This window comes from Vibrio sinensis (genome assembly GCF_003605645.1).
Lineage (GTDB): Bacteria > Pseudomonadota > Gammaproteobacteria > Enterobacterales > Vibrionaceae > Vibrio > Vibrio sinensis.
Window position 1 is genome coordinate 759,569 of sequence record NZ_QVMU01000001.1, and the last position, 12,066, is coordinate 771,634.

General features: G+C 42.6%; 13 protein-coding genes and 1 pseudogene. 3 read left to right on the top strand and 11 right to left on the bottom strand.

Features of this window, described 5'->3' with window-relative positions:
* Positions 1 to 13 precede the first annotated feature (13 nt).
* The 7 genes from DZ860_RS03135 to DZ860_RS03165 all read right to left on the bottom strand — a co-directional run bounded on the left by DZ860_RS03135 (position 14) and on the right by DZ860_RS03165 (position 7,284).
* Positions 14 to 934, bottom strand: coding sequence for an NAD(P)-dependent oxidoreductase (locus tag DZ860_RS03135; RefSeq protein WP_120029441.1), 921 nt, complete (start codon positions 932 to 934; stop codon positions 14 to 16).
* Positions 934 to 2,151: an enolase C-terminal domain-like protein gene (locus tag DZ860_RS03140; RefSeq protein WP_120029442.1), complete on the bottom strand. Its 1,218-nt coding sequence runs from the start codon at positions 2,149 to 2,151 to the stop codon at positions 934 to 936. Before DZ860_RS03140 ends, DZ860_RS03135 begins: the two co-directional genes overlap by 1 nt.
* Positions 2,151 to 3,062 (bottom strand): ROK family protein, encoded by a 912-nt coding sequence (locus DZ860_RS03145; RefSeq protein WP_120029443.1) that lies wholly within the window; start codon positions 3,060 to 3,062, stop codon positions 2,151 to 2,153. The genes DZ860_RS03140 and DZ860_RS03145 overlap by 1 nt, the downstream gene beginning before the upstream one ends.
* Entirely contained in the window at positions 3,056 to 3,934 is an 879-nt protein-coding gene (locus DZ860_RS03150; protein ID WP_120029444.1) for an N-acetylneuraminate lyase, read from the bottom strand. The genes DZ860_RS03145 and DZ860_RS03150 overlap by 7 nt, the downstream gene beginning before the upstream one ends.
* Positions 3,935 to 4,522: 588 nt before the next feature.
* Complete coding sequence (locus tag DZ860_RS03155) at positions 4,523 to 6,226, bottom strand: protein adenylyltransferase SelO (protein WP_120029445.1); 1,704 nt, start codon at positions 6,224 to 6,226, stop codon at positions 4,523 to 4,525.
* 208 nt (positions 6,227 to 6,434) lie between these two features.
* On the bottom strand, positions 6,435 to 6,821 hold the full coding sequence (locus tag DZ860_RS03160) for a VOC family protein (RefSeq protein ID WP_120029446.1): 387 nt from the start codon (positions 6,819 to 6,821) through the stop codon (positions 6,435 to 6,437).
* 139 nt (positions 6,822 to 6,960) lie between these two features.
* The gene (locus DZ860_RS03165) at positions 6,961 to 7,284 is read right to left on the bottom strand and encodes a VOC family protein (protein WP_120029447.1); all 324 of its coding nucleotides are present in this window, start codon (positions 7,282 to 7,284) and stop codon (positions 6,961 to 6,963) included.
* 200 nt (positions 7,285 to 7,484) lie between these two features.
* On the opposite strand from DZ860_RS03165, the gene DZ860_RS03170 reads away from it, so the two are divergent.
* Both DZ860_RS03170 and DZ860_RS03175 read left to right on the top strand, forming a co-directional pair.
* Positions 7,485 to 7,733 (top strand): type II toxin-antitoxin system Phd/YefM family antitoxin, encoded by a 249-nt coding sequence (locus DZ860_RS03170; protein WP_120029448.1) that lies wholly within the window; start codon positions 7,485 to 7,487, stop codon positions 7,731 to 7,733.
* Positions 7,723 to 8,012 (top strand): annotated as a pseudogene (locus tag DZ860_RS03175) (type II toxin-antitoxin system RelE family toxin). Before DZ860_RS03170 ends, DZ860_RS03175 begins: the two are co-directional and overlap by 11 nt.
* A gap of 141 nt (positions 8,013 to 8,153) precedes the next feature.
* On the opposite strand, the gene DZ860_RS03180 reads toward DZ860_RS03175, so the two are convergent.
* Complete coding sequence (locus tag DZ860_RS03180; RefSeq protein ID WP_120029449.1) at positions 8,154 to 8,441, bottom strand: type II toxin-antitoxin system RelE/ParE family toxin; 288 nt, start codon at positions 8,439 to 8,441, stop codon at positions 8,154 to 8,156.
* A complete protein-coding gene (locus DZ860_RS03185; protein WP_000086647.1) occupies positions 8,438 to 8,719 on the bottom strand; it encodes a type II toxin-antitoxin system Phd/YefM family antitoxin in 282 nt (93 codons plus the stop codon). Before DZ860_RS03185 ends, DZ860_RS03180 begins: the two co-directional genes overlap by 4 nt.
* 403 nt (positions 8,720 to 9,122) lie before the next feature.
* Between DZ860_RS03185 and DZ860_RS24610 the strand changes: the two genes are divergently transcribed.
* Positions 9,123 to 10,079: an IS110 family RNA-guided transposase gene (locus DZ860_RS24610; RefSeq protein ID WP_207890583.1), complete on the top strand. Its 957-nt coding sequence runs from the start codon at positions 9,123 to 9,125 to the stop codon at positions 10,077 to 10,079.
* Positions 10,080 to 10,101: 22 nt separating this feature from the next.
* On the opposite strand, the gene DZ860_RS03200 is transcribed toward DZ860_RS24610, so the two are convergent.
* Together DZ860_RS03200 and DZ860_RS03210 are read right to left on the bottom strand one after the other, a co-directional pair.
* Positions 10,102 to 10,605 (bottom strand): hypothetical protein, encoded by a 504-nt coding sequence (locus tag DZ860_RS03200; protein WP_120029451.1) that lies wholly within the window; start codon positions 10,603 to 10,605, stop codon positions 10,102 to 10,104.
* Positions 10,606 to 10,749: 144 nt separating this feature from the next.
* Positions 10,750 to 11,394, bottom strand: a complete 645-nt coding sequence (locus DZ860_RS03210; protein ID WP_120029453.1) for a hypothetical protein — start codon at positions 11,392 to 11,394, stop codon at positions 10,750 to 10,752.
* Positions 11,395 to 12,066 lie beyond the last annotated feature (672 nt).

Consider the following 12,066-nt stretch of genomic DNA (forward strand, 5'->3'; position numbering starts at 1 on the left):
CTAATAGTCCTTATTAGAATTGGATTTTATTGATAAGTGCCTGTCCACTTAACAATCGGTTGATTTGACTTATATAGATGTCAATTTTCTTATAATTTTCGTTGGTCGACCCGCCACCGGTGTGCTGAGTCAGATGAACATTGTTTAACTGCCACAATATAGAAGCTGGATTTAATGGTTCTTGAATGGTCACATCCAAACACGCATTAAAGGTGGTATCTGCTGCTGCTTTTTCGCCAAGTGCGACTTCGTCAACAACTTGCCCTCGGCCAACATTGATGAATGTTGCGTCTGGGCGCATTGCCACAAATAATGCTTGGTCAAAAATACTCTCAGTTGCTGCATTCGCAGGAATGGTGGAGATAATCACATCGTGCTCTGCAACGGTTTCAATCAATCGCTGCTTACCACCTTGCTGCATTTCTGCTTGATCGAACGTTGCAATTTGGCAACCAAAAGGAATTAACAATTGTTCAATTCGTTTGCCAATATTGCCGTAACCCACTAATAAAACTTTGGCTTCAGCAAGTAAACGTTTGGTCGGTCTAACGCTATCTTTGACCCATTCGCTTTGCTGTTGTGCTTGCTTTAACGATGGAAGCTGACGATAGACAGACAACAAGCTAGCGACTACTTCTTCCGCGACTGGCGTGGAGAAAAAGTCATTCAAATTATGAACAGAGACAAGGTTAGACTCTTTCCACTGATAACCATTAAAGTTATCGATACCAACAGAATCGAGCAAAATCGTACGAAGATTGCCCATGTTTTCAATCCAATCGGTGTTGAAATTGCCTATCGCAATGTCAGCGTCTTTACATAATTCAAATTGATGACTGCCATCATTAAATGTCAGCTCGAGCGTATTGCTAACATGAGTCAGGAAATAATCTTTCTCTGCTTCATTTAAAACTGGGTGAATATAAACTTTCATTACGATTCATCCTTCCAATCTTGATGGCTTTTATCCAAAGCTTTTAAGCCACTTTCCAGCGGTGAACAGTGATAAATAGCTTCAGGTTTAAAGCTAAACTCTTGCTCTATATCTGAGTTCAGTTCAATGCCAATGCCTGGCGAATCCGGTAAACGAAGGTGTCCATTTTCAATAAACTGGTCAAAATTGAACAAAGCCGGGCGAAGCGCAAAGCTTGGCATTGGATACTCAATTAGCGAACAACCAGAAGCAAAAGCGGCGATATAGTTGGCCATCATGGCTACTGCTCCGCCCCAAGAATGCACCACAGCATCAACACCAAGGTTTTGCGCATAACGACAAACTTCGATGGTGTTTTGAATACCACCAAGCACTGAAGCATCGGGTTGAACAATGTTGTAGTAATGACGGTCAAGACGTTCAAACAACTCTTCTTTAGTCGTGACTATTTCACCACCTGCGATATGTATACCCGGTTGTTGAGCCAACAAAGGCAACTGCGCAAGCTTGTCTAAACCCAAGCACTCTTCAACAAACACCAGCTCCTCGCCCGTTTGTTGCTTAACTTGTTGGCAAAACTCACTGATCTGAATCGGAGTTTGTCCATTAACGGCAAGGTTTTGGGTCATATCCACGGCAACTCGAATACCATACTGCTTAGCGGCATTGATGGTCCAAACCGTTTTATCAATTTGATTATGACGCGCCCGTATCTTGATGGTTCGAATACCACGTTGCGCTAACTGCTTAAGTTCTTGCTCCATGTAACGAGGATGAAAAGAATCGCCACCTGAACCATACATCGCAATTGAATTGACCTTCGATCCGCCGAATAACTCGATAGCCGATTTATCTTGAAGCTTGGCGTAGGCATCCACCAAAGCAATTTCAACGGCGGAAATAACATGTTGAGCTGCACCTTGCAGTGACCAATACGCCGTCATATTCTTTGCTTTAGTCAAAATAGTTTGGTAACCAGAAGAAATATCACTCCCCGCTATCGTTGGTGCAATCAATTCCACGATAGAGCGAAATACATCCGGTGCGAATACACCTAAGTAGCCCTCTCCTATGCCTTTTATGCCATTACTTAATGTCACTTCAACCATCGAACAGCAGCGTAGACCATGAGGTAAATGCAGAGCATTCTCAGCACACCCATCAAATCCATACTGCCCAGTAAGAATCACCGGACGAATATTCTTCACCGTAACCATTAGATAAGTCCTTTCATCATCGGTAAATATGCCGCACCAAGTACACCACTTGAATCACCATGTTGGGCTTTACGAACTGGCGTTGTCACACTTTTGCTAAAGGTATTAGCTGCCAGCTTTTGCTCTACTAATGGATATATCGCATCTTGATTTGAAACGCCGCCACCAAGCACAATCACTTCAGGATCAATAATATTCACTATGGTGCCAAGGACTCGCGCTAAGCAATCCGCATAGTAGTCAACATGTGCCACCGCATTGGCGTCACCAGCAACATAAGCCGCAAAAATTTCTTTGGCAGATAAGGGCGCATGCTTTATCGCCCATGTCCGTTCAAACCCCGTTCCCGAAACAAAAGATTCATTACAATTGAACGATCCGCAATAACACTTCACAGCGGGCCCATCAATCTCGGGGTCAAACCCCGGTAATGGGTTATGACCAATTTCACCACCTAGACCATGTTGACCATCAACAATATCGCCATGGATAACCACACCACCACCGCATCCAGTGCCTATGATGACTGCCAAGCAGGAATCTGTTGCTTCTTTTGCCGCGCCCGATTTGAATTCTGAAATAGCTAAGCAATTTGCATCATTGGTTAACGCAACAGGAATCAAATAGCTTGAACGTAAGTCGTCTAAGAAATCCTCTCCATTAAGGTAAAGAATATTCGCGCCTTGCATCTTACCTGTGGCTCGATTAATCGAACCACAACACCCAACACCAATCGATTGAATCTCAGCTTTCGCCATTAATGCGTCGATGACTTCTTTTACTGCTGCCAAAAACTCGATGTAGCTTGTTTTTGGCGTATCAATACGCAAGCGATGAACCACTTGGGCATCGTGAGGGGATACAATTACCCCCTCCACTTTGGTCCCGCCGATATCAAGACCAATTAGCATAGGCCAGCCTCAACCAGTTGAGCTAATCTCGCTTGGTTTTCTGGCGTTACTTGATTCATTGGGCGACGGCATATTTCTGAAGATAGAATCCCTTTTAGCTTAAGAACATACTTCAAACCAGGGATAACACCTGCCGCAACTAACGCGTCAATAACTTGGTTAGCTTCACGCTGCAATGCTGTTGCTTTAACAACGTCACCCGCTTCAATCGCTGTATTAATATCTAAAATGCGCTGCGCTTGAATATTGTAAGTTGAACCGATACCACCCTTAGCTCCTGCAACCAAACCAGAAGCTAAAATCTCATCGAAGCCGTTGAAAATGGTTTTTTCTGGGTTCGCTCGAGTTAATTGTTCCATCTGATACAAATCTGCTGAAGTCTGTTTCAGCGCGACAACGCCATCAAGATTAATCAACTCATTGATTTGATCACGGCTTAAGCTCATCCCAGAAAATGCAGGGAAGTTATAAACAATCATTGGCTTACCAGCCGCTTGTACGATATCAGAGTAGTGTTTTTTCAACTGCTCAAAACCGACTGGGTAGTAAAATGGCGTCACTGCAGAGATGGCGTCATAAGGAAGATTACCCGCGGCTTTTGCTAAGATTTCACTCTTCTTAGTCGAGATATCACCAACATGCGCGATTAAGGTCATGTTTGAACCTGTGGTTACTTCAGCAGTAGCTTTCAACAACTCAATTCTTTCTTCAGTATTACAAAGAAAGGCTTCTGCCGTTGAACCACCCACATATAGCCCTTTAAGACCCGACTCACAGTTGAACTGAACCAACTTTTGTAAGTCTTCGTAATTGATACTCTCATCTTTGTTAAATGGAGTAAGTGTCGCCGCATAAAAACCAGAGAAATCCATCGATATATCCTAATTGTTCGTTTTGATGGTTTCACTATACCTGTTATACCAGTATAGTGTTAGACAGCGATCACACTTAATGGTCAACAAGTAAACAATGCGTGTGAATTTTGATCGCGCTTGCAAATTTTGGTCACAGAAGAAGTGGATCGGTCAAAGTTTTGCAGATCCACTGCGCTGATAATCTGCTGTTTATGTTTATCCAATGACTCCCGAGTGAAAACTGAGAGCCAAGATCAGTAAGGAAGCGGACATAGCTTGAGTCGTTTGAATAGCTTGTGTCGTTTGATTAGTTTGAATAGCTTCGTCGAAATGTGGCTTGCTATAGTCGACCAACTCATAAGCAGATAACGCTTAATTAGCTTCGATCAGAGCCTTAAAAACTAATTTATGTTGGGTGGTAATTCGCTTAACGCCTTGGCAGGAGAAGCCGCTGACAAATCTCGCGGACTCGACCACAAAAATTGAGATGATAGAAATGAAGGTCACAACCCACACGTATGACTAGACCTTAAAAATGTCCAAGTGTGGTTAGCCAGTGATAAGCTTATAGCTTGGCTCTCACTGGCACTAATCTGACGGTTCTGGTTAAGAAGAACAACTATAGTGAGAAACACCACCAGCAGCAAAAAACTCAAGTGGCCTTAGCTGATAGTACTTATCATCAGCTTGCTGAGATTGCTCTCCATATGGATTAGCTAACACCTCTTGAAGCTCTTTAATCAGTGTAAAATCGCCAAGTTCGGCTTGCTCATAAGCCGGCACGATCAACCACTCACGCCATGTATATTTTGGGTTAATACGTTTCATCTGAAGTGAAATATCTTCTCGGCTTAAACTTGCGTTAAGTGAGCTACGCCAAGCCTTGAGCCACACATCCCACTCTTGTTCAAGCTCTGGCGGTAATTGCGCGTAAAAACACTCTGAGATATCAGCCACTTTCTCCGGTATGTTTGAAAGCTCACGGAAAAAGATGGTGTAATCGACATGGCTTTTCATCATCAACTTCAACCATTGATTAAATAGCTCAGGGGGCAAGCTTTCTACACCAAGTTTATCTGCCCACATGCGGCTGACCTTACTTTGCATCACTGCAGAGAAACCATCTGCGATGTTCTCAAGTTTTGCCAAGGCTTCAGGGAAAGGTTGCAACAAAGGTTTTAACGCAGAACAAAAACTTTCAAAGTTCTTTTCGGCAGCTATAGGCTGATTAAAAAAGGCGAAGTGACGACCGCCCCCCGTCCAAGGCTGGAAGAAAGGTTCGAAATATTCGCAAAAGCCAAATGGGCCGTAATCAAGTGTAAACCCGCCAATCGCACAATTATCACTATTAAAGTTCCCCTGACAATAACCGACACGCAGCCAATTAGTGACCAATGAAGTTAACCTGCCACGAAACTCCGATGCCAAAACAAGCAACTGCTCTGCGAAAGGAAGCGAACTATCAACCTGCTCTTTATATTCACGCTCAATAATGTAGCGAGCCAGCATCTCTAACTCGGCCATCGCGTTAGAGTGTTCATTTACTCGTGCTCGACGAGCAAACAACTCCAACTGCCCTACCCGCAAAAACGAAGGCGCGACGCGTGTGGTTATTGCGACTGGATTAGACACCATAATGTCCGGATTCTCCGATTGCGAACCATCGCTGTACCAAGGGCGCTCAACGGTTTCAGATTGCGAAGCAAATAAACTCAGCGAGCGTGAAGTTGGAACCCCGAGTGCATGCATATGTTCTTGCGCAAGAAACTCTCTTACGCTTGAGCGCAGCACCGCACGACCATCTGCACCTCGGCAATACGGCGTTGGCCCACCGCCTTTAAGCTGCATCTCCCAGCGTTTGCCGTTTAATACACCTTCAAAAACAGACATTGCACGACCGTCACCATAACCATTGCCCGTTTTAAATGGACAGTTGTCGATATACTCATTGCCGAAAATCGAAAGCGCGTATCCTGTTGCCCACCCCATCTTACGCATCGGCTTAGGCACGTTACTCATATTCCCCGAGAACAACTGAGCAAAGCCTTCACTCTGCGCCAAACTGTCATCTAATCCTAACTCTTGGAAAAATGCACGGCTGTGGCTGACATAGATAGAGTCTGCGATTGGCGTTGGTTTAACCAGAACATAATGCCCTGAAAAGACCTGTCTTGGGCGGTAATCATCACCGCTTTCCGTTGCATCTGGATCGCAATTAAGAGTATCGAGTAAAGAATACTCTGCCACTTTAGCCAAATCAGTGAGGGTAAAAATCGTTGCAGACGCTTCTTTGTCTAGTGAGTTACTCATTGTCTCAATACTCCATTTGTTTGTTCTAGCTCAATATACTCAAGTAACCTCTAGGTGCTTGGTTCAGCGAGAATTGTTTGGTTTGAAGATAAGGCAACGATTTGAAGATCTAGTGGATCTAAATCAAAAATCGTTAACGCAGTATGCGAACAACAAAAGACAGCAACAGGATGCTAATGTCTATTGCCGGGCAGAAAGCTCATATGTGTTAGGCGCTTTGCTCAAGTTTCCATGGGGGATTAAGCCGATTCTCACCAGCCCAATATAGCTTTATTTTATTACCTGACGGGTCACTTAAACTAGCTTCACGCCAAAGGTATGGTTGATCTGTAGGTTCATGATCAAAGCTAATGCCTTTAGACTTTAGCTCGGCAACTATTTCATCAAGATTTTGATGCTCAAAATAAATAACACCTCGACTATCCAACCCCTCTTTATCAGGATCAAGATAAATTGAGAACGACGCATCTCCATCCGGAAACGCAAATCGTGCATAATGTTCATCGGCAACTATATGTATCAGTCCCAGCTTCTTGTAAAACTCCACAGCCAAATTAATATCGCTTACCGCTAGAGTCACTTGATTCAAATTCATGTACTTTCCTTTGTCGAATATCCATTTCGTCTAACGCCGCAATAAGTGGTGAGTAGCGCTACTACCTTAATCTCTTAAACCGACGCATAGTACAAATGCCACGCGTGCCGAATCACTCTAAATTGTTTGTTAGAACAATTTACTTAGGCGTGTAATTCGCTTGTGACCAAATTTCATTGATTTCATCGGCTTGCTGTTCAGCACTGAATCGTTCCCAGACAATACCATTTACATCTTTTTCTTCACTAAAATCTTTAGCTGATGCATCTTCCCACCCTAAGTGCCTTAATTCACCAGGCTGGCACGTAGAGTCTTGTCGAATAGAAAAGTTCAGTGATTCAGTTCTCCATAAAGCATATTCATTTGCGACAAAAGAGCATGGTTCAGCCCCTAAGCGTTTACTGTAGTCTTTGATAGATTTTTCGATTGAATCTGTAGCAATAGCTATATGTAATTTATTCATAGATCTTCCTTGATTGTTCTAACGCCGTGTTAAGTGGTGAGCGGCGCTACCACCAAAACTCACGACATTGTGCCATAAACACATATGCAAAACTTTGAACTGAAACCGCCGAGCGTTGCGTACCCGTCTTAAACACCTTGTTATACCGCTTGTTTGCAACCAAAATGACCACATTAAAGACCACTTTAAGGAGCTTTTAAATGACCTCTAAAATATTAGCTGATGTTGCTGCAAGTATTACTGAGTTTAAAGCGAACCCAATGAAGGTTGCTTCAAGCGCTTATGGTGATCCTGTCGCCGTACTAAACCGAAATGAACCTGTATTTTACTGTGTACCTGCTGCTGCATACGAAATGATGATGGACAAACTTGAAGATATTGAGCTACTTGCTTTAGCTAAAGAGCGAGAATCTGAAGCAAGCATTTCGGTGAGTATCGATGACTTATAATCTTGAATTTAAAAGTAGCGCACTTAAAGAGTGGAAAAAACTCGGCGCTACTTTGCAACAGCAATTTAAGAAGAAACTGATTGAGCGCTTAGCTAATCCACACGTTCCGGCTTCCAAATTATCCGGCGCAAACAACATGTATAAGATCAAATTACGCCAATCTGGCTATCGCTTAGTATACAAAGTGCAAGACGATATAGTTATTGTTACCGTTTTAGCCGTAGGCAGCGCGAACGTAGCGATGTGTACAGAAAAGCGATGACAAGGCTCAACGACTGATTGCGGTATAATACCTGCATTAAGTGGTGAGCAACGCCACCACCGAACCTAAAACCTTGCCACCTTAAACACTAAAGCTGACCCAAACTGAAAATGCCGAGCATTGGGAATCTGTCTTAAACGCTTTGTTATAACACAGTTTTACACGTCATCTTCCGATAAAATTTGACGACAATTACGAACTGTTAGTATGCGAATTTCGTGACTTAAACTGTAGATAATACGATAGTGACCAAAGATGATTTCACGATAATTTGTATGGGGTATTTCAGAAACAAACCGCCCCATTTCAGGCATACTTACAAGAAGTTCAGTTTTATCAAAAACTTCGTTTACCCACTTCTCTGCCGCAGGTGGATTATCCAAAGAAATAAACTCCGCTGCATCACCTAGTTTCTGAAGTGCTAATGGAGACCAGACAACTTTCATTTCTTAATGCGCCCAAGTACTTGAGCACGCGCATCATCATTGGAAACACCGAGACCAGAAGCTAACTGAGCTTCTGCTGTGCGCATTTCTTCCAGTAATTCGATTTTCTCTTGCATTGCTTCATACTCAGCAACATCGAGAACAACAGCAACGCCTTTGCCACGTTGCGTAATAACCAATGGACGACGAGTCTCATTGATTTGTTTGATGTATGAAGCTACACCGGCACGAAACTCAGACAAAGGCTGAATATCTTGATCGAAATGAATACGACTCATATTGAACTCCCATTAGTACGGAATAACGTACAAATAATAGTTCAACTAATCCTTTTGAGCAAGAAGTTGATTCTGTGTTATAACGCCGCGTTAAGTAGTGAGCAACGCCAACCACCTTGCCTAAACCATTGTGACATAAACACTTAAAATGAAGAAAGACGAGAATGACGAGCGTTGGGAACCGTCTTAAACGCTTGTATGGATAATAACCACTCAAATCGGGTAAGGTGAGACCCAGACTTTAGCTGCAACTAAAGTTCTTCTATCTGGTAGTTCGATTAAATGTTGGCTCCTCAATTGAGAGACCGATAACAAGTACGAACGCCTGATAGAACTCCAAGCACCACACTCGAATAGTCTTCTGGGTCTCGAGCCCGCATTTGCAAGCAAGAGTTAGCTTATTATGAATACAAACACACTTCAAAATATTAATGTCGGTGTTGATACTGGCAAGTCACAATTAGACATTTACATCCACCCGCTCGATATTTACTTCACGGTTCCAAACACTGAGAAAGGCATCATCGAGGCAATAAAAACCATTCAAAAACATCGACCTCAACGAGTCGTTATCGAAGCGACTGGTCGACTAGAAATGCCATTTATTCTAGCCTGTGACAAAGCCAATTTGCCTTATGTTATCGCCAACCCTTTGCATGTAAAAAGGTTCGCTGGCGCTATAGGTCAAAGAGCTAAGAACGACCGATTAGACGCGGCGCTTATTGCACACTATGCCGAAGCCATTCAACCGAAACTCACTCAGTTAAAAAGCGAAAACATACGCTTAATGAGTGACTTAGTAACTAGGCGCAATCAATTACTCTCGATGCAGACCATGGAGAAAAACAGAATACAAGTTCTACCCCAATCTCTTGCTTCTTCTATAAAACCGATCTTAACTGCACTCAAAAACCAGATAACCAAAATAGAAGAAAAGATAACAAAACTCATCGATACCTGCCCTGAGTACCAAACCAAAAATGAGCTACTACAAAGCATGCCTGGAGTGGGAAAAATAGTCGCCGCTTCTATCATCAGTAACGTACCTGAACTCGGTTATATCACCAATAAACAAGCGTCTTCTCTCATTGGCGTTGCTCCAATAACAAGAGAAAGTGGTCGCCTCAAAGGTAAGCGAATGATCCAAGGCGGACGAGCTCAAGTGAGAACCGTTTTATACATGGCGATGATGTCGGCTATCCAGTGTAATCCCATTTTTAAAGCCACATATGAACGATTACTGGCGGTAGGAAAACCTAAAAAAGTGGCTATCGTTGCCTGCATGAGAAAGATGGTTGTGATACTAAATTCAATGCTAAGAGACGGTGTAATGTGGGATAAAGATAGCGCCAAAAATTAACTATTGACGCCATAGTCTCTTGTTATGTAGCATTTTTCCACTGCTCTACAGTAGCATTTGCTCGAGCCATAACTTCTTCAGTTGCGATACCTGCTGCATGTGTTAATTCCCACAATCTATCGACGATATCATCCTGAATTTCAACGGATAAATCAGTAAACTCAACAGTACGACTTATAAAAAAATCACGATCAATTTGAGAATATAGGCAGTTTCCTGTTTCTCGCATCGAGTTATGAACAATCCATTTTCTTATTTCGTTGTAGCTTCGAAGCTTTTCTATGAACTCTGACGTGACAATGGGCGTGCCATCAAGCAAACCTATAAGCTGCCCTAATGTTTTTTTACCATATTGTTTGGTTTTTAAATCTGCATTTTTGCCGGATATGCCATTAATGTTTAGGTGAATAGAACCAATAACATACAACATGATCAACTCTTCCTCGACATGTTGAAGATGCCATATTGCTTCTCCAGTTTTCTGGTAGAAGTAGCTCAACTCTTGGGGAGCCATCTCTCTTCCCATCTAATTACTCCATTTGCTACATAACGCCCTGTTAAGGTGTGAGCAACGCAATACCGAAGCCCCTGCATACCACCTTAAACACTAAACGCAACGCATAGCAAAAATGCCACGCGTTGCGAATCACTCTTAAACAGATTGTTATGCCTATTTTTTGTCGGTAATCGCTGCAATACCACGAATAGTAAATCGACGAGAAAATAAAGGAGATTTGTAGAGCGTTTTAGTTACTTTCTCCGCACTATCAATTAGTGCCTCGATAGCTTCAGCAAGCCCATCGTCTAAATATGCAATTGACTTTTCATTTGCTGTAAAAGGCAAATCAGGATTAATTGTTTCGCATTCAATATGTGGGTGTTCAATTTCTTTTAGGTAGTCGTAGAAGACTTGTTTTGGGACTACAAGCCCATATTCACGCCATGCGTATTTCTTACCCCAGTAGTAACCGTCTTCAGCATCATGCTTTACACGCTCATCATTTTTAGCTTTATTGATTGCATGCTTACCTTTAGATTCTTCTTTAGCAAACAACAGGCTAATGATTGAGTTAACTTCTGTATTCTTTGATAATGCGGATAAATCTACAATACGGTTGTCCTCTTCGTCTACGAAGTAACCAATATTGTAACGCTGCCCCTCTTCTACTTCGGGAGCCCCATTAGCAATAAACTTATATACCGTTGGTGTTGTTGCTGGAGTAAAAGAATGAAGGAATTTACCGCCGCCAATCGCTTCAATTCTATAATTTGAAACGATCAAGTCATGTATTGTGTTTAGATCACGAGATTTCATAAGTGCACTATCCCACTAAAACTATATGCACATATTATATGGGGACTAATTAAGAGTTCTCAAGCGTCGATAGGCATAACGCCGCATTAAGTGGTGAACAACGCGACCACCCAACCTTAAACCTTGCCACATTTAGCACTGAAGATGACCTGAACTGAAATTGCCAAGCGTTGAGAATCCGTCTTAAATGCTTTGTTATGTTTTAGCACAATTCGTTGATTTACTTGGCAAAGAACTGAAGTGTAGACCTAGTTTTCTGAACCAAATCACAAGCTCGAACTAACTTGACTGCCAGATGCGCCAAACCAACAACGAGTAAGCCCACTTGCCTGATAATGAGGCAACTCGATACTCTTTCAACAAGTGCCCTTTCTTAGCAAAAGCAGCGCAGAACAATGGATATTTGCCGAGGCAACTGCCAAGGTTATTAGCTTATTGGGAAATACGCACAAAGCGACTTTGAGCCAGAGAAACAAGACGACCAAACCACCCTAAAACTCGAATGAAGCAACCCACGAACTTTGGCATGTTTTACGGGCTGAGAGATTTAAGAACTGAGCGACAATCGTAATTTGCTGAGTCTACTCCCAGCGAATGGCTAAAGGGACAAAGAACGACTCAAAGGCATTTAAGCCATTGAAATATCATTAAAACATAACGCCTGCATAACAC

What these genes read in the sequence shown, in the direction of transcription:
- DZ860_RS03135 (WP_120029441.1), bottom strand. Translation starts at nt 934, where the DNA reads ATGAAAGTTTATATTCACCCAGTTTTAAATGAAGCAGAGAAAGATTAT.
- DZ860_RS03140 (WP_120029442.1), bottom strand. Translation starts at nt 2,151, where the DNA reads ATGGTTACGGTGAAGAATATTCGTCCGGTGATTCTTACTGGGCAGTAT.
- DZ860_RS03145 (WP_120029443.1), bottom strand. Translation starts at nt 3,062, where the DNA reads ATGCTAATTGGTCTTGATATCGGCGGGACCAAAGTGGAGGGGGTAATT.
- DZ860_RS03150 (WP_120029444.1), bottom strand. Translation starts at nt 3,934, where the DNA reads ATGGATTTCTCTGGTTTTTATGCGGCGACACTTACTCCATTTAACAAA.
- DZ860_RS03155 (WP_120029445.1), bottom strand. Translation starts at nt 6,226, where the DNA reads ATGAGTAACTCACTAGACAAAGAAGCGTCTGCAACGATTTTTACCCTC.
- DZ860_RS03160 (WP_120029446.1), bottom strand. Translation starts at nt 6,821, where the DNA reads ATGAATTTGAATCAAGTGACTCTAGCGGTAAGCGATATTAATTTGGCT.
- DZ860_RS03165 (WP_120029447.1), bottom strand. Translation starts at nt 7,284, where the DNA reads ATGAATAAATTACATATAGCTATTGCTACAGATTCAATCGAAAAATCT.
- DZ860_RS03170 (WP_120029448.1), top strand. Translation starts at nt 7,485, where the DNA reads ATGACCTCTAAAATATTAGCTGATGTTGCTGCAAGTATTACTGAGTTT.
- DZ860_RS03180 (WP_120029449.1), bottom strand. Translation starts at nt 8,441, where the DNA reads ATGAAAGTTGTCTGGTCTCCATTAGCACTTCAGAAACTAGGTGATGCA.
- DZ860_RS03185 (WP_000086647.1), bottom strand. Translation starts at nt 8,719, where the DNA reads ATGAGTCGTATTCATTTCGATCAAGATATTCAGCCTTTGTCTGAGTTT.
- DZ860_RS24610 (WP_207890583.1), top strand. Translation starts at nt 9,123, where the DNA reads ATGAATACAAACACACTTCAAAATATTAATGTCGGTGTTGATACTGGC.
- DZ860_RS03200 (WP_120029451.1), bottom strand. Translation starts at nt 10,605, where the DNA reads ATGGGAAGAGAGATGGCTCCCCAAGAGTTGAGCTACTTCTACCAGAAA.
- DZ860_RS03210 (WP_120029453.1), bottom strand. Translation starts at nt 11,394, where the DNA reads ATGAAATCTCGTGATCTAAACACAATACATGACTTGATCGTTTCAAAT.